General features: G+C 44.2%; 15 protein-coding genes. 6 read left to right on the plus strand and 9 right to left on the minus strand.

The genetic code is table 11. The features are described from left to right. Nucleotides 1-86: 86 nt before the first annotated feature. Nucleotides 87-773 carry a response regulator transcription factor gene (locus tag GJB61_RS28280; protein ID WP_154122383.1) on the plus strand — a complete coding sequence of 229 codons (687 nt, stop codon included), beginning with the start codon at nucleotides 87-89 and terminating at the stop codon, nucleotides 771-773. Nucleotides 774-838: 65 nt separating this feature from the next. Here the strand turns inward: GJB61_RS28280 and GJB61_RS28285 are convergent, their stop codons facing one another. The 8 genes from GJB61_RS28285 to GJB61_RS28320 form a co-directional block, all read right to left on the minus strand. Continuing rightward, complete coding sequence (locus tag GJB61_RS28285) at nucleotides 839-1,861, minus strand: HD domain-containing phosphohydrolase (RefSeq protein ID WP_195724502.1); 1,023 nt, start codon at nucleotides 1,859-1,861, stop codon at nucleotides 839-841. 116 nt (nucleotides 1,862-1,977) lie between these two features. After that, nucleotides 1,978-4,338: an ATP-binding protein gene (locus GJB61_RS28290; protein WP_195724503.1), complete on the minus strand. Its 2,361-nt coding sequence runs from the start codon at nucleotides 4,336-4,338 to the stop codon at nucleotides 1,978-1,980. Nucleotides 4,339-4,504: 166 nt separating this feature from the next. Further along, nucleotides 4,505-4,822 (minus strand): Hpt domain-containing protein, encoded by a 318-nt coding sequence (locus tag GJB61_RS28295; protein ID WP_195724504.1) that lies wholly within the window; start codon nucleotides 4,820-4,822, stop codon nucleotides 4,505-4,507. After that, complete coding sequence (locus GJB61_RS28300; RefSeq protein WP_195724505.1) at nucleotides 4,803-7,220, minus strand: ATP-binding protein; 2,418 nt, start codon at nucleotides 7,218-7,220, stop codon at nucleotides 4,803-4,805. The genes GJB61_RS28295 and GJB61_RS28300 overlap by 20 nt, the downstream gene beginning before the upstream one ends. A 41-nt stretch (nucleotides 7,221-7,261) precedes the next feature. Beyond that, nucleotides 7,262-7,723: a chemotaxis protein CheX gene (locus tag GJB61_RS28305; RefSeq protein ID WP_154122388.1), complete on the minus strand. Its 462-nt coding sequence runs from the start codon at nucleotides 7,721-7,723 to the stop codon at nucleotides 7,262-7,264. A 14-nt stretch (nucleotides 7,724-7,737) separates the two neighbouring features. After that, entirely contained in the window at nucleotides 7,738-8,100 is a 363-nt protein-coding gene (locus GJB61_RS28310) for a response regulator (RefSeq protein ID WP_154122389.1), read from the minus strand. 105 nt (nucleotides 8,101-8,205) lie between these two features. Beyond that, complete coding sequence (locus GJB61_RS28315) at nucleotides 8,206-9,780, minus strand: response regulator (protein WP_154122390.1); 1,575 nt, start codon at nucleotides 9,778-9,780, stop codon at nucleotides 8,206-8,208. 15 nt (nucleotides 9,781-9,795) lie between these two features. After that, nucleotides 9,796-11,625: a sensor histidine kinase gene (locus GJB61_RS28320; protein WP_154122391.1), complete on the minus strand. Its 1,830-nt coding sequence runs from the start codon at nucleotides 11,623-11,625 to the stop codon at nucleotides 9,796-9,798. Nucleotides 11,626-11,875: 250 nt separating this feature from the next. Between GJB61_RS28320 and GJB61_RS28325 the strand changes: the two genes are divergently transcribed. The 3 genes from GJB61_RS28325 to GJB61_RS28335 all read left to right on the plus strand — a co-directional run bounded on the left by GJB61_RS28325 (nucleotide 11,876) and on the right by GJB61_RS28335 (nucleotide 15,033). After that, nucleotides 11,876-12,766 carry a carbohydrate ABC transporter permease gene (locus tag GJB61_RS28325; RefSeq protein ID WP_154122392.1) on the plus strand — a complete coding sequence of 297 codons (891 nt, stop codon included), beginning with the start codon at nucleotides 11,876-11,878 and terminating at the stop codon, nucleotides 12,764-12,766. Further along, entirely contained in the window at nucleotides 12,766-13,602 is an 837-nt protein-coding gene (locus GJB61_RS28330) for a carbohydrate ABC transporter permease (protein ID WP_154122393.1), read from the plus strand. Before GJB61_RS28325 ends, GJB61_RS28330 begins: the two co-directional genes overlap by 1 nt. A gap of 123 nt (nucleotides 13,603-13,725) precedes the next feature. After that, nucleotides 13,726-15,033, plus strand: a complete 1,308-nt coding sequence (locus GJB61_RS28335; protein WP_154122394.1) for an ABC transporter substrate-binding protein — start codon at nucleotides 13,726-13,728, stop codon at nucleotides 15,031-15,033. Nucleotides 15,034-15,110: 77 nt separating this feature from the next. On the opposite strand, the gene GJB61_RS28340 is transcribed toward GJB61_RS28335, so the two are convergent. Further along, entirely contained in the window at nucleotides 15,111-16,418 is a 1,308-nt protein-coding gene (locus GJB61_RS28340) for an Nramp family divalent metal transporter (RefSeq protein WP_154122395.1), read from the minus strand. Nucleotides 16,419-16,683: 265 nt separating this feature from the next. Here GJB61_RS28340 and GJB61_RS28345 point away from each other — a divergent pair, with 265 nt between their 5' ends. Next, nucleotides 16,684-17,001, plus strand: a complete 318-nt coding sequence (locus GJB61_RS28345; protein ID WP_154122396.1) for a transposase — start codon at nucleotides 16,684-16,686, stop codon at nucleotides 16,999-17,001. Then, on the plus strand, nucleotides 16,998-17,861 hold the full coding sequence (locus tag GJB61_RS28350) for an IS3 family transposase (protein ID WP_154122397.1): 864 nt from the start codon (nucleotides 16,998-17,000) through the stop codon (nucleotides 17,859-17,861). Before GJB61_RS28345 ends, GJB61_RS28350 begins: the two co-directional genes overlap by 4 nt. Nucleotides 17,862-17,943 lie beyond the last annotated feature (82 nt).

Consider the following 17,943-nt stretch of genomic DNA (forward strand, 5'->3'; position numbering starts at 1 on the left):
ATAAAATGATTTAAAAATTAAAATTTATGTACAACATGTGGTAAAATTATATATAGAAATGTATACCTTTGGAGGTCACCTAGTTTATGGAGAAGCCTAAAATCCTTGTAGTAGATGACGACCGCGATATCCTTATACTCTTGAGAAAAAGATTGGAAATGGAAGGTTACGAGGTATTTACAGTTTCCGAAGGTGAGGAAGTGATTAGGCAGGTCAAACTTAATAACTTTGCACTGATCGTGCTTGATATTGTCATGCCTAGTATGAATGGGTTAGATATCTGTAAGGCAATCCGGAATCTCGTTAGCGCACCTATCCTGTTGCTTAGCGCAAAGGATCGTGAGATTGATAAGGTAGTGGGGTTGGAACTAGGGGCGGATGATTATATTACTAAACCGTTTAGTATCGACGAATTAACTGCACGCATTAAATCGCACCTTAGGCGGGAAATGCGCAGTGTCAGTACTCCTGTTTCGAATCAGAAGATCTTTCAATTTGAGGGGATTAACATTAATGGAGAAACGTATGAGGTATCTGTAGATGGGGTAACCGTACACTTATCCGGAAAAGAATTTGAAATTCTACTTCACCTGGTACGCAACAGGAATCTCGTATTGAGCAGAGAGCAGATCTACAACGCGGTATGGGGATTTGAAGATAACGGAGATATTAATACGGTAACCGTTTATTTGAAGAATATTCGCAAGAAAATTGATCCGGATCACCGAATGATTATCACGATCTGGGGAATTGGATATAAATTCGTAATTTGAAGTGCTAGATTTATAAAAGAGCCGGCCTTGGATCAAAAATTACTTTTGGGCTGGCTCTTTGCATTTCATTCTAACCACATATTCCTTATCTTAACTATTTCCGTAGAAACCTCGCAAAAAGCCTCAACAATTGTCGGATCAAAATGAACTCCACTTTGTTGCAGAATCTCTTCTAAAGCCTTATCCACAGGCCAAGCTGGTTTATAGGGTCTTACTGAAGTAAGCGCATCGAAGACATCACATACAGCTACAATTCTTGCTTCAAGTGGGATTTCTTCACCTTTTAGATGGTTGGGATAACCGCTCCCATCCCACTTTTCATGATGGCTTAATGCGATCTGCTCACCTAATATTAATACCTCATGTTTGCTTTTCGATAATAGTTCAGCACCAATGATCGTATGCTGCTTCATAATATCGAATTCTTCAGGAGTTAAGCGCCCTTTCTTTAGTAATATTTCATCAGGGATGGCCACCTTACCAATATCATGCATTGAACTTGCGTGCTTAAGCTTATTGCAGAACCCCTCTTCGAGTCCCAACTGCTTGGCCACTTCATATACATAATGACTCATCCGCATTAAATGTCTACCCGTTTCGTTGTCCCGATGTTTCATCGTCTGAATCAGTCGCAAAACATACTCCTCTTGGAGTTCCGAAATTTGGAGAGTATGCTCCATGAGCATAACCTCCAATCGCAAATTTTGCTTCTCATGAAGCTTGCGTTGACGGACGGTTTCCAATAAATGACGTACCTTAAGTGCCACTTCCCGCGGATCAAACGGTTTGGTCAGGAAATCACTTGCACCCAACTGCAGTGCGCGATGCCGATGTTCCGTATCGTGATATGCTGTAATGACCAATATAGAATGCAGCAATGGATGATTACGCGCTTTTAACGCCAACATAATATCAAATCCACTTACAATTGGCATGCTTAAATCAAGCAATAGAACATCCGGATCTTCCTTCTCTATAGCCTCGAGCGCCTTTGTAGAGTCATGAATAACAGAAATATGCTCATGCCCCTCCATACGAAACAGCTTTTCCAACAACAGAGTATTTGACCTGATATCATCAATAATCATAATTTTTGCCGAGTTGTCTATACTGTGGAGTCCTATCTCTAACATATGCATACCCTCGCCCTTTTAAAAGATTATTTGAGCGCTATTCACTAATCCTTCATCGGCGTATGATTTCATCAAGCAAGTGAGCTTAGAGGAATCAGAATTTTAAATAGGCTGCCTTCTCCAAAAACACTTGTCACTTGAATCTTGCCACCCATCATCTCCAGAAGCTTACTGGAAACCGTTAAACCTATGCCTGTACCTTCAACCTGTTTACCTTGATAAATGCGTTGGAACGGTTCAAAAATCTGCACTAAGTCCTCAGATCGTATTCCTATCCCTGTATCCTCAATAATAATTGCTACTTGATTACCCTCCACCAGCATAGCTCGGATGGTGACAGAACCATTGGGCTTATTGTATTTGATTGCATTCGAAAGTAAATTCAGCAATACCTGTTTCATGCGAATTCGATCACAAGAAATAGATTCCTCATACATGGCCCGTGAATCATTATGGAGTTGAATGCCACTCAAATCACAAATGGGTTGAACCCAAGAGAAGCACTCCTCCAAAATATCTCCCAAACGTACATTCTCCATATAAACAGATGATCGCCCTGATTCAACTCTCGAAAGATCAAGAATTTCACTGATTAATTGCAGCAAATGTTTACCCGCTTTAATGATTTCTCTTACACTCTCTTTCTGAGAAACAGTTAATGGCTCAGTCGTATCATATTCAAGCAACTGAGAAAAACCAAGTATGGCATTCATTGGTGTACGTAATTCATGGCTCATATTGGATAGAAACTCAGATTTCGCCTTGCTAGCTTTTTCTGCAATTTCTTTAGAACTGCGCAATGACTGTTCATATTGTCTTCTATCCGTGACATCACGCGCGATCATACAGGCCTTACGGGAAATTTCATTCTTTTTGTGAATAGGCGTAATGTTTACCTGCATCCACCTTAGACCGATGCTGGTTTGCACGGAAAACTCAAGTCCTAACGTTTCCCCTGTCAGGAGCACTTTATTTAATGTGTCCAAATAACTCTTCGTGGTTTCTTCATCGAACAGGTCAGTAATCTTGGTTCCTTCCATACTTCGAGCCGTTTCTATTTTAAATATCTTGCCTACAGTCCAGACCTTTTCCATTAAGGCATTCTCGTCAATTTCCATAATAATATCATCGAGGGAATAAATCATAGCCTGCATATCTGCTTCCCGATCCTCGAGTTCATTCCTTACTTCGGTCAAATTCCTATTACTATTTCCAAGCTTCCTACCCACTGCAGTTAGTATGGTAGCTGTCTCTTTCATCTCATAGACTTCAATATCAGGAATACTCTGTTCATATCTACCATTACCAATACCAATGGCAATACTATTGATAATATGGAGCGGCTTGGACATTTTTCGGCTCATGACTCGGGCACGCCAGTACAGGATGGAAAAATATATAGTATAGAAAGAAATGAGTCCAAAAATCAGATACAATCCGATTCGATCCAATTCAAGTTCCAGGCGATTCGTCTCGGCAAATATAGTATCCTCTTCAGATAATACCATTAATTTCCAATTAGTGGTATCTACTGTTGACCAAGCCAAAATCTGCAGCTTGCCGCCAATCTCTACTTCACTCAATCCATGCTTATTTGATGTAAGTTTAGCAGCGATATTCTTGAGATCTTTATGAGCATATAGATTGAATTCGTCAGGCTTGAACGTATCTTCAAGAACGGGGTTCTGATAATTATGAGAGGTGAGCTCCTCGATGCCAAACAACTTCTCCATTTGTTCAGGCATAGCCAGTACTTTCCCGTTATTGCCGACTAATATTCCAAGACCATTCCAGGGGATGTCCATCTCCAGAACATCTTTTCTGAAGCTTTCCACTGTAACATCTATCCCTACTACACCCTCAAGTACATTGTTGTTGTACACTGGTGCAATAGATGATGCCAGCCAGCCATTTCCAGCAGGGTCTAAATAAGCATCTGTCCAGACCGCATTCCGCTCTGGATTGTGCTTGGCATCCGCTTCATAATAGAAATTAAACGAAGAGATATTTAGTTTGGGGGCATATTGATTAATAACATCCATATAGGGATACATGATATTCAAAGAATCAAATGTGTTGAAATATACCGCTGTCGCAAGCGGCTCCCGAGTTACCAGCGACTTCATAACCGGTTGTAGCGATAACAGGCGCTCCACCTTATTCTTCTCTTCAGCGCCAACTTTTGTGAGTCCACTATAAAATACGGCAGCTCCTCCAGCAGAACTATCAGCTTTTGAATAATAAGCACCGTTTGCATTCAGCTCCAACCGCTCGCGATCTTCTGCTGAAATCGCCTGCCCGGATTGCAAGGAATTAGAAACAGAATCTCTAAACACATCGGTTAGTATAGATATCCGATGTGTCTGATTCCCAATCGTACCTGCCTCTAGTCTGGCAACAATCTGCAGCTCATTCAATACTTCATTCTTCATACTCTTTATCTGTCGTTCACGTGACCACTCATTTGTCACAAAAAATATGCTGATAAACACTACTTCAACTAATACTAAGGGTACGATAGCCGTTTTTATATACGTTCTCCATATCCATTGAAATAAGGATAATGACGTATCTCTCCTCATTACATTTCCCCGTTTCCTAACGTACGCATGGTTTAATAAATATCACCAAGTTATTTAGATAATGCTGTAATTGGTAGCGGCATAATTGAATGCAGTCAATATCTTCAAGCGCCGCGGATTCTTCCAAATGGCGCCCGATTACTGAGATCATCTGCAATCCGTAGCCGCCTCCACTTCCCTTCAAAGAGTGTCCAATATTCTGGATTTTCTCGAAATCACCTTGTTGAAAGGCTGTAGTAATGGTAGCCAAATCCTCTTCACGGCGTTCGAGATACCCTGGAATAAGATCAGCTATATCCTCGTCAATCCAAATCTCAATCGGTTGTCCAGACATCCCGCTCGCCTCCACTCTCTCTAGCGCTGCCGAATCCATATCGCCGGATCATTTGGAACAACTGATCCATAAAGATTGGTTTCTCCAGGAAGTCCGTACATCCAGCTTCATAACTGGCTCTGCGGTGCTCCTCAAATGCGTGTGCAGTAAGCGCAATAATCGCAGTCTGCTCAAACCCTTCGCTTAATTCCCATGTTCGGATCAGTCTTGTAGCTTCGTATCCATCCATCAAAGGCATTTGGATATCCATAAAGACCATATCGTAAGAGCCTTCTGTAAATGCCTTCACTGCTTCAAATCCATTAACGGCAACATCTACTGAACAATTCATTTTCTTCACAAAGGCCAAAAATAGATTCCTATTGTCTATATTATCCTCTGCCAGCAATATGCTTAACTTCCGATCAAGTCGCGCCTTTGAATCCTCCGGCGAAGCGGGTGTAACCGGGAGCTTCATGACAAATGTTGTACCTTCCCCTAGTCTACTCTGATAGCTAATCGTTCCTCCAAGCGTTTCTGTAAGCCTCCGAGAAAAAGCAAGTCCAAACCCCATACCTTCATATTCTCTCGGTGAGGCAGCATCCAACTGGAAGAAGGGTTGGAAAATATCATCAGCCATCTCTTCGGAAATGCCAACCCCTGTATCTTTAATTGTAAGCATGAACCATAACTTACCGAGTTCCCGGTGTGGACGGACCGCCGCAACGATTTCGATATGCCCCTGTTGTGTGAATTTCATGGCATTGTCAAGAAGAGTATCCACGATTTGCATGACTCTCTGGGAATCACCGAGAACCAGTATGTTTGGCAATTGTTCAACCTTCACCCGAAAGTCAAGCAACTTATTTTCGATATCACTGCGATATTTATCAGAGGCTTCCAATACAAGTTCATGGAGGTTGAACGGAAGGGCAGCAATGTGCAGCTCACCATTCTCCATGGCGGAATAATCCAAGAAACGATCGATCAAGAATAGCAGATGCTCGGAGGAGTACTTTAATTTAAGCTTTTCCTCTGAAGTAAACACTCCGTGTTCTTGTTCCCGCGCGATGTCTATCATTGCATTTAATGGGGTACGGAATTCTTGACTTAGCATTTGCATGAATTGATCCTTCGCTTGATTTCTGTGCTCCAAATCAATCTTATTCATGACTAATTGGTGTTCGCTTTCCTTGTGAATAGTAATATCATTAAACGTTAGCATGACTAACTCATTAAGTCTGCTTATCACAACACGGTAGGAGCGAATGCCTTCATCCACCTGCAGCTGTATTTCCTGTTCAATCGCTTCATTTCCGGACATAATGCTAAAGATCAGCTCTTTATAGGCATCCAGCTGTGGGAGAATAGAGCGGTCAAGAGAAGTAAAAATCGCTTGTGCAGCGGCATTCATCATAACGGGTTGGAGCTGCAGCTGGTCTGGACGCATCACAATAACTGCATCCTTCAAATCCCGAAGCACCCGTTCCAGCATATCGCGTGATTGCTGCTCACTCTGCATTAACTGCTGACGTTTCGTTACATCAGTCTGGAGTCCAATGAAATGTGTCGTAATTCCTGCTTCATCTTTGAGGGGAGTAATCACAAGTTCATTCCAGAATGGCTCGTGATTCTTTCGGTAATTCAGGATTTCCAGCTGTACCTTGGAATGATGATTCAGAGCAGTACGTATTTGTTCCCTGTGCTCCTCTTTAGTATCTTTGCCCTGCAGAAATTTGCAGGAACGTCCCATAACTTCTTCACTCGTATAGCCCGTAATAGAAGTAAAGGCATCGTTAACATAAATGATGGGGAATCCAGACACTAACGCATCCGCAATGATAACTCCTGTTCCCACATCACGAACAGCTCGTTCATATAGATTCTTCTCCTGCACCATTACACGCAGAGCATTCTCAGTTTCCTGATATTTCGTAATCATCTGTAAACGCTTGCCTGTGGCCAAATAGATAATTGTACTTGCCAAAATAAATACGACGAATGCATATACAGTTTTCTTAAAATCATCCGAGATAAATAAAAACAAAATCAATTCCAGCTCAATGGCAACCATATAGATCTTCAGATGATTCAGGGAAGGAAGAATCTGACTTATAATAAAATACATCATAAGTACAGCAATCAGTAGCATCGAATTATAATGCTGCTGCATCAGAGAAAAGAAAGCTCCTGCTGAAATAACCCAGAGATAACCAAATAACAAGAGTTCGGAATTTTTCTTTATCTTCTCCGAGAAGAAGGTAGCTGTCAGGAAAAGTATGCCGATTAATAGAAAGACGATTTCTGTGATATCCAGATTGGGATCTTTCGGATTCATCCAGGTAGATAGAAAGCCCATAACCAAGATCGCTATTAAGGATAGTCCCACATATAAACGCAACATTTTCAAATGATTCATGAACAGTTCTCCCCAATTATACGATACCTTGCGCGGGCTCATCATTCACCCAAACTGAGATGTGCAACGATGATTTGACCACTGGCATAGACCGGTACACTGATAAATTTACTGCTTGTTCTAAGACTGCCTTTCCCTTCATGAATCACCGGAGGGGTGATATTTGTATTCAGCTGAAGATCATTAAATGCCGAACAGCAGGCCGCGCCTACCCAATTACCAAACTCGGCAAATGCACTCCAGCCCATATCATCAATCTCTTCTATTTTAAAACCGCACATTGTGCTGACAATGTTCTTTAAAACATCATAATCCAGACTCAATATGATTTCGCCGCGGATATCACCTGTCATTCCAACCATAACTGAGACATTATCCGTATTAACAAAAGCCTGTCGAATCGAGGGAGTACCCACGCTGAAAGTAAAACCTAAATGCCCTGTTAACACCTTCTCTAAACCCGTAAGAACCGCCTTCAGTTGAGTATCTTGTACATTAATCATATCGGCATCCCCCTTCAATTCGATAATTGCTTATCGATAGCTTGCTGTAAACGATCGGGCTGAAAAGGTTTAACAACGAAATCCTTGGCTCCCGCCTTCAGAGCATCCATAACCATTACCGTTTGCCCCATCGCACTGCACATAATAATTTTGGCTTTGGGATCGAATTCAATGATATTTCGCACCGCCGTAACACCATCCATATCTGGCATTGTAATGTCCATGGTGACCACATCTGGTTTAAATTGTTTATATGCTTTAATCGCATCAGCGCCATTTGCCGCCTCACCCACAATTTCATGTCCTTTGGATTCTAGTGCTGAACGGACCATCATCCGCATGAAAGCTGCATCGTCTGTAATTAATATTCTAGCCATTTTAGCACTCCCCATCTGATTTATAACTTCATTCTAGTAGGCAATCCTATAGGGAACATGACGAAATTATGAATAAAAAATAAAAAAAGAAATAATGCTATATTCTTATTGCTTGCGGTATTCCCGGGGCGTCTGTCCGGTGGCTTTCTTAAAGACCCGACTGAAATATTTCTCATCCTCATAACCTACCAGCTCTGAAATCTGCGATAACCGCAGGTTCGTATTCTGCAGTAGAGCCTTGGCTCTGACTATTCTGAGATTGGTTAAATAATCAGATAGATTCTCACCGGTGATCTGCTTGAACTTGCGTGACACATTCTCCCTGCTGATAAAAAAACGTTCAGCGATATGCTGAAGTGTCATGTCTTGACGATAGTTCTGATCCAGATAGTCCCTGATTTCGAGTACAAGCCGACTGTCAGAAGTCTCGGAGAGCTTGCTTTCCTTCGATAGTCGCAGCAGAAGCGCTTTTAATTGATCCCTCCAGCCTTCCACAGAGAACATTCCCTCTTCATCATAACAAAGCTCAAATTGAGTATTGTCCTCTTGCTGAAGGCGCAGAAGCACTGCCCGGATCTCCTCCTGCATGCGCAGAAAGTTGCTCTCCGTAAGCACGCTCATCCCGGCAAGCTGCTCGGCCCAATCCTCGACAGTTAGATTCATTCGATCGGTTTCCCCGGACAGGACGGCTATCTTTAATTTATCTATGTAGGCTTGAAAAGCATGGTCTTCTACAGACCCACCCTCATGGGATTCCTCCTTGTAGAGATGAATCCGTCCCGCTCTATGGAGGAGATTCCGTTCACTCAAGCCTTGCTGTGCCTGCAAAAAGGCAGTATGCAATTGCTGTGGTAAAGCATTCACTAGACTTAAGCCTATATCCACTTGTACCCCGTACGCTAATTGAATAGCCTCATTAATGTGCAGCAGCCACTTGTGTGCTTCTGACGCATCATCCCAGAACAGAATTACGATATCGACACCCGTCTGCCAATAACGGAAAGCAAAACCATTTCTCTGCGGAGAGAGCACTTCGTTACAGACATTTGCCAGCACAAAAGACGTCAGTTGCAAATCACCATGAAATCTCTGCAATAAGCGGCAGTTGGCCGCCTGCAGGGAAATCACCGCAATACTGCAGCTCTCCGCATCCTTACACATACCAAGTTCTTCGGATAGAGCAGGCTGCAGCTCCTGAAAGGAGGCATTATCGGAGAGTAAATCTGACAGAACTTTGTCCCAATACAACGGACGAAGTACGTTCAACTGCATATTCTGGCGAAAAGCCTGCTCCCGCTCCCGTTCTTCCTCCTGCCACAGCTTAAAGGCATGCTCTGCGGCAGCGATCAATTGCTTGCTATTCAGCGGTTTGAGCAAATAATCCGTACCCCCATAGACTATCGCTGGCTTCACATAATTGAAATCCTGATAACCGCTAATAACAATAGTCTTCGTATTGGGAGAATGCTGATGCAGCCACTCTAGCAGCTCCGCCCCGTCTACCAGAGGCATACGCATGTCAGTGAAGACAATCGCGGGCTGCTGTTCCATAATAATATTTATCGCCTCTTGACCATTGGTTGCTTCACAGATATCAGAAATCCCATATTTCTCCCATGGAACGAAATAGCGGATAGCCTCACGCACATGCTTCTCATCGTCTACAATCAGCACCTTCATCGTTTCATCACTCCTTTACAATGCTCTATTATCTTCATCCAGTGGAATAATCATAGTGACAACGACGCCCTTACCAGCCTCTCCCTGCAGTAATAGCTGTGCCTCTCCACTAATTTGCAGTCGAAGTCTGGCCAATACGTTACTTAGGCCGATTTCCCCCTGTTCTGTCTTGTCACTGGTTTCCAAGCTTGCTATTATCTCCTCCAGCCGTGCAGGTGTGATCCCTTTACCGTTGTCCTGGATAACAATAACCAATTGGCGGTTAGCCTCTTGGAAGCAGGTTATGGAAATAACCCCGCGACTGATTCCATCGACGAAACCATGTTTGAAAATATTCTCCACGATAGGCTGCAGGATCATTTTGGGTACAACTATATCCCGTACAACCTCCTCTATATCGATATCGAGCCGCAGATTATCCTCTCCGAACCGTTCTGTTTGCAGAACCATATAGTTCTTCACATGCTCGATCTCATCCTGCAGCGGAACCTGCGTCCGTTCCGTGTTCATAGAGTATCTCATCATGCTGCCAAGTGAATAGATGAGCTCATATACCTGCGGAGCATTATAGCGCAGAGAGGAACTGCCGATAGACTGCAGGGCATTATACAGAAAGTGCGGATTGACCTGAGCTTGCAGCGCCTTGAGCTGATTCGTCTTATTAGCGATCTCCAAACGGTATTCCTTAACGATCAGATTGTTGATCGTCCGGGTCATTCCCGTGATTTTACGGGTTAAAAGCCCGAATTCATCCTCCCGTTCCACATCTACAAAGGCGTCCAGCTGCCCGATTTGAACCTTCTGTGTAAAAGAGATCAATTTCTTGATCGGTCTTGTAAAACCGATCGAGATCAGAACCGCCATAATGCCTCCTAGAATAAGGAACACGATCCCGATTCCGGTATTGATTCTGGTAATGATTCTGGCATCGCCATATAGATCCTCATAGGGAACCAGTTTAATAATGCTGCCCTTGAATAAGGGATTATCTATATGTCTAAACATTACAATGCCTTTAAAACCATCCTTTGTCCATGTGAAATGTCCGAGTTCCTTCCCTTCCGGAAGCTTGCTCCAGCCTGACGCGAACGTTTTACCGATCCACTGTGGATCGGAGGCAAACAAGGCTTGTCCCTGTTCATTCAGCACATACAGTCGCTCCGTATCCGAATTGTACATGGATCTGGCGATGCCCTCCAGCTCTGTTAATCGGAAATCAATTGCCAGATCTGCCAGTACCTCATCACTTGGCGTACGATAGATTGGGAAATGCGCCGTGAATACCGGAACTGTGCCTGACTTCAGATTTAGAAATCCGGATTTCACGCCATACTTATGATCCATATGCGTGACTTCGACAAAAGGTCGGTTCGTACCGCTTGGATTGACTGCCGCTGTGTATTGGTTGTTCATTTCCTGCCGAAATAATCCCCCGCGCAGCATATTGGATTGTTTGGGAGCCCTAACAAACAAGTGAATCTGGTATGTATTCTGATCGGAAAGAAACATATTGTACAGCTGGGTGGAGATGATCGCGCGGTTATCCGACACTGTAGATCCGGCGGGGACCTTATCTGGACTCTTGGCGATGAGAAGAGCCGTGTAAAAAGAGCCAGGGACATTGATGCCGCTATATAGCGACATGGCACGCTGATTCATGCCGCTGAAATAATTACTGAGATTAGTTTCGCCCAGCGTCAGCAGCTTCGTATTTTGCTTCACCGACTGCTCAGTTACGGACTGCTTGGTATAAAGATATGAGAAGGTGACGGAAATCCCCGACGGAATGACAGAGGCCAGCAGCACAAGTGCCATGAGCCGGGTCCGTATGCTGTTTCTGAACATGCTACCCCTCCTAAAAGTTTTGTCAGCATAGACTACTTGGATTACTTCGCAAAACTACTTCGTAAGCATTCGCTAAGTTTTGTCAGCATAGACTACTTGGATTACTTCGCAAAACTACTTCGTAAGCATTCGCTAAGTTTCGCTGCAATATAATCCACCTTTATCATCATCAAATTGAGTGTTGAAGGCAAGCGGTCCTTTCTATAATAAAGGTGTAAACCTGTAAGAAAACAGACAAAGGAGATTCCATATGAGAAAAGCTCTGCGCATGCAAAGAGGCTGGGGCCAGCAAATTATATTTCTGGGACCCTGCCTTATCTTCTTTCTGGCCATTGTGGTCACACCTTTTATTCTCGGCTTCTATTACTCCTCTACTGACTGGAATGGACTGGATCTGGACAAAGCCGTCTGGACAGGTGCTGCCAACTGGAAACGTATCTTCACCAATGATGATAAGTTCTGGGCCTCATTGTCCTTTACGCTCCGCTTCACAGTCGTATCCGTAATAGCTGCCAACATTCTAGGGCTCTCGCTCGCCTTTATTCTAATGACGGCCTTGAAGACCAAAAAACTGCTTCGCACCATCTTCTTTATGCCCAATGTAATCGGCGGAATTCTGCTAGGGTATATTTGGCAATTCATCTTTACAAAAGGGTTCGCCACTATTGGTGAAATCACGGGCATTTCCTTCTTCCAACTGCCTTGGCTGGGTACATCAGGCACTGGATTCTGGGGTCTTGTCATTGTGTTTGTCTGGCAGACTGCTGGCTATATGATGGTCATTTATATTGCCGCACTTGCCGGAATTCCCAAGGATCTGATTGAAGCGGCAAAGATTGACGGCGCCCGTGCTCCCCAATTATTCAAAAGCGTCTATGTACCTTTGATCATGCCGGCGATTACGATCTGTCTATTCCTGACGACCTCAAATGCCTTTAAGATGTTCGATCTCAACCTTTCGCTGACCAAAGGTGGACCGGGAACCTCCACCCAGTCGCTTGCCTATAACATCTATGCGGAAGCGCTCATCAATAACCGTTACGGTCTGGGTACAGCCAAAGCACTGCTCTTCTTCTTCGCTGTATCAGTGATCACTATAACCCAAGTATGGTTAACCAAACGAAAAGAGGTGTCGGCATAATGCAGACCCGCAGATATCGTCTTAGCACCTTCATTCTGGAAATTGCCGCCATTCTGCTAGCGATTATCTTTCTCTCCCCCTTCTACCTGGTACTAACAAATTCAGTGAAGGGCCTGAAGGAAATCCTGATGGATGCCGCCTCATTCCCTCAGGTCTTTAAATGGAGTAATTATGCAGATGTATGGAAAGCGATCGATTTCCCGCAAGCCTTCTGGAACTCGCTGCAAATCACTGTACTTAGCGTAATCTTTATTGTCCTGTTCAGTGCCATGGCAGCCTATCGGATTGTGAGAAAACCTTCACGCTTCAACTCCTTTGTATTTCTGTTGTTGATCTCGGCGATGATCATTCCCTTCCAGTCCTTAATGTTGCAGTTGGTCCGGGTAACCAGTATTCTGGAACTGCGTGGAGAGTTGTACGGGATCGTAGCCTGCTACCTCGGCTTTGGGATGCCGCTCTCGGTCTTTCTGTTTCATGGTTTTATCAAGACTGTTCCCTTTGAACTGGAAGAAGCTGCCCGGGTCGATGGTTCCAATCCCTATGGAGTATTCTTCCGGATCGTCTTCCCGCTGCTGATGCCGATTGTAGTGACGGTTGTTATCCTGAATACCTTATGGATTTGGAATGACTATCTGCTACCCGTACTTGTCATCGGCGGCAATAAGGACCTGACCACACTTCCAGTTGCCGTAACCAAGTTCTTTGGGCAATATACGAAAAAATGGGATCTTGCCCTACCAGGTCTTGTTATGGCCATCACCCCTATTCTCATCTTCTTCCTGTCGCTGCAGCGATACATTGTGGAGGGGGTAACCGCTGGGTCTGTTAAGGGATAGTTCAACAACACATTACCTATGCTGCAACAATATCCACTTTTTCAAGCAAAATATTAAGTTCAAGTTCATTCCCAATTGCATTACGATCAAGTTGTAGAAACAAAAAACCAGGGAGGTTATATTATGAAGAAAAGGCTTGCATTTACTTTCGCAATCGTTTGCACACTTATTATCGCAGGATGCGGCAACGGTGGCAATAACAATTCAGCAGTCAATGATAGCGCTAACAACACGCAAAAAGAGTCAGCCGCTCCAGAAGCGACCACCGCACCTGCAAAAGACGTTACGATCAAAATGTTTCAATTCAAGGTGGAAATTGCGGAGCAATTGAATACTCTTGCAGAAGAATACGAGAAGGAAACTGGCGTAAAGGTTGAGGTGGAAACACACGGCGGTGGCGAAGACTACGGCGCACTGCTCAAAGCTGAGATTGCCTCCGGATCAGAACCCGAAATATTCAACAACGGTGGCTATACTGCCCTCGTTCCTTATATGGACCGTGCAACGGATTTATCAGGGGAAGCATGGGTCAAGGATCTGATTCCAACCTCCAAAACCCCTGCTACGGTGGACGGCAAGCTGTACGGTATGCCGATGAATGTCGAAGGCTATGGATTGATTTACAACAAGGCCCTATTTGAAAAAGCCGGAATTACAGAAGAGCCCAAGACATTGCCACAGCTTAAGGAAGTTGCTGCGAAGTTGAAGGCGGCTGGCATTACCCCTTTTGAAGCGACCAATGAATGGTGGTCCATGGGGATTCACCTTGTCAATGTAGGTTTGGCAAATCAGCCTGATCCGAAGAAGTTTATCGAAGATGTTAAAGCAGGAACAGAGACCATTAAAGGCAATGAAGTATTCAAGCAATGGCTGGATTTGGTTGACGTGATCTTCGACAATGCCCAGGATAACAAAATGACCACTGACTATGCCACTCAGGTTGCTGATTTTGCCTCCGGCAAAGCGGCGATGATGCTGCAGGGCAACTGGACGCAGGGTGATATTGATAAGATTGATCCGGCGCTCAATTTGGGAATTCTCCCTCTCCCAATCAGCGATAAAGAAGGTACCATCCTGGTCGGTGTGCCTAACAACTATGTAGTCAATAGCAAGTCCGAGCATCCTGAAGAAGCCAAAGCCTTTCTGAACTGGCTGGTAACCTCAGAAACGGGTAAACAGTACCTGACCAAGGAGTTCAAGTTCATTCCAGCTGAGACCAATATTGAAACCAAAGCGGAAGATATCGGTCAGGTCGCAGTTGCTGTTCAAGAGAAATCGGCGACTGCACTCGGTTGGAACTGGGATATGTTCCCTGACGGTGTAACTCAAGGTTTCGGTGCAGCGATGCAGGAATATCTTGGTGGCAAGTTGAGCCACGATCAATTGTTAGAGAAGCTGGATAAAGCTGTACAGGATATTGTAAAACAATAATAATAAAAGCCCAGCCCCCCGGATTACTTCAGGTATGTGCCTGAGTGTATTTCGGGGGCTGGGTTCTTTATTGCTTATTAAGTAAGCATTTCAAATACGAGAAACAGATTTAACGAAACAACCAAACCAGAGACGATCCAGCCAAGAACCGCTGTAATCCGGTGATTCACTAACCCGCCCATCAGTTGACGGTTGCTTGTGAAGATAACCAAGGGAATTAAGGCGAACGCAATACCAAAGGATAGAACGACCTGACTCATAACCAGCGCCTTTGTCGGATTCACACCGAAGAAGATGATCGCCAACGGTGGAAGAGTCGTAATCGCACGTCGCAGATACAGATTAATTCTTTTGTTAATAAACCCTTGCATGACCACATCACCAGCCATAGTCCCTACGGAAGAACTTGACAGGCCTGCAATCAATAACGCTAACCCGAATGAAATTGCTGTGACTGGACCGGCCAAATGACCGAATTGCGTAAAAGCAACGTCCAAATCTTCAACGACAAGACCATTTTTGAAGAACAATGCCGCCGCAACAATTACCATAGCCATATTCACTGCACCGGCAATAACCATCGCGATCATAATATCAATGAATTCCAATTTGAAAATCTGCTTCTTCTCCGCTTCATCTACTCCAACTACACGATGCTGCGTCAGAGAGGAATGAAGATAAATCGCATGCGGCATCACCGTAGCGCCTAGAATCCCTGCGGCTAGCAGAATGCTGTCTACACCTTCAAATCTTGGAGTGAATATTCCTGCAGCAACCGAACCTATATCCGGCTGAGCCACAATCACCTGAAAGGCGAAGGCTAAGACTACAATCAGCACCATCGCTGCAATACCAGCCTCCAACGAACGATACCCCCGCCGCTGAAGCTCAAGAATGGCAAAGGACCCAACAGCCGTAATCAACGCGGCAGGGAGCATGGGTATATTAAACAGTAAATAAAGCCCTAATGCCGCTCCTATAAACTCCGCCAAATCCGTGGCGATAATGACCAGTTCACTTTGAATCCATAAGAAAAAGGATACGCCCTTCGGAAATCGTTCCCTTGCTACTTCAGGCAAGTTCCTGCCAGTAGCAATACCAAGCTTCGCAGACAAAGATTGTATTAGGACAGCCATTAGATTAGATCCGGCAATTACCCACAATAAGAGATAGCCATATTTTGAGCCTGCTGTAATATTAGTGGCAAAATTACCGGGATCGAGATACGCGACTGCGGCGATGAAGGCTGGGCCCAGGAAAGGAAAAATCCTTTTCAGACCTTTAATTTCTCCATTTAAAACAGCTTGTGCGGATATTGAATTTCTATGAGTTCTTATTATTTTAGGTTCTACTACGCCTTGTTCCACTACACTTTGCTCCATCATTTCAATCCCTCCTCTTGCCCGAAAAAAGTTGTCTATACACACGAAAGTTTCCTTCGTGCAACTTATATTTAAATTATATGCTGAGAAATGAAAAATGTAAATATCTTTTCATTTAGATTTCATAAGTTTGTACAGATATCCTTACCCTTGTAAATAACCAAAAACCGGGCAAAATGCAGGAATTGGTATTATCCCCTTCAAGTAGACACTCGTAAAAAACCTAATGTTATCATTAGGAATGAGTAAACTTGGAGGGGATATTTTTATGGCCAGAAAAGGACAAGTATTTCAACAGTATACGGAGGATTTCAAGATGGCGGCGGTCAGGGAGTATCTGGAGGGATCCGCCAGCTATAATGTAGTGGCAGAAATGTTGGGTATTCGGAACAGCACCCAACTGAAAGTGTGGGTGAGGAAGTACCAAAAGGGGGAAGCGTTCGATACCCGTAAGGGCTTATCCAGTCCTATAAAAGGACGCTCCCGTACGACGTTTGCCAGCATTGAAGAAGAGCGGGATTACTTGAAAGCGCAGGTGGACTACCTAAAAAAGCGGTATCCCAATCTAGTAAAGGAGAGAAATTGAGATCACAGGACCATTACCAAATCATCGAGGAGCTGCGTGACCTACACGGCGTTACACGCCTATTAGCCATTGCAGGGCTCCCTAGGGCCAGTTATTACAAGTGGCGAGCCACACGGTCACGACGGGTCGAAGTACGCACGCAGGATCATGAAATTAAAGAGCACATGGTAGCCATTCACCTGGCACATCCCTTTTTCGGATACCCCCGAATGCGGACAGCTCTGTGGGAAGCAGGTTACCTCGTCAATCATAAAAAGGTAGGACGAATGATGAAAGAATTGTCGATCCAATCGGTGATCCGAAAGAAACGAAATCGTTCCAGCAATACTCCATCCGTGGTGTATCCGAACCGATTGAAGCGTAAGTTTCATGCCACTTCCCCTCAACAGAAGCTCGTCACCGATATTACGTATATCTCAGATGGCACCCAATTTTATTATCTGTCCGTGATTCAGGATCTCTTTAACAATGAGATTGTCGCTTGGCAAATTTCCGACCGTAACGATGTGAAACTAGTCCTGGATACAGTGGAGCAGTGGACGCGAAAAAGAGACGTCTCGGAAGCCGTACTCCATTCGGACCAAGGCTTCCAGTATACGTCTCAGGCGTACAACACACGATTAGAGGCGTTCGGCGTTAAAGGCAGCCACTCTCGCAAAGCAACCTGCCTAGATAACGCATGCATCGAATCCTTCTTTTCGCATCTCAAAACAGAGAAGTTGTATCTTCACCAGTGTAAATCAGAAGCGGAGATCCATCAAGCCGTCGAGGATTATATCTACTTTTATAACTACCAGCGATTTCAGGCCAAACTCAAACAGCGCGCACCGATTGAGTATCGGCACGCGCTGGCTGCATAGCTTTTTTCATCTGTCTACTTGACAGGGGGATGACCAAATAATCCCTGTATCTGCCCGGTTTTTTTTGAAATATCAAGTCACT

It is taken from the genome of Paenibacillus monticola (genome assembly GCF_009664975.1).
Lineage (GTDB): Bacteria > Bacillota > Bacilli > Paenibacillales > Paenibacillaceae > Paenibacillus_AQ > Paenibacillus_AQ monticola.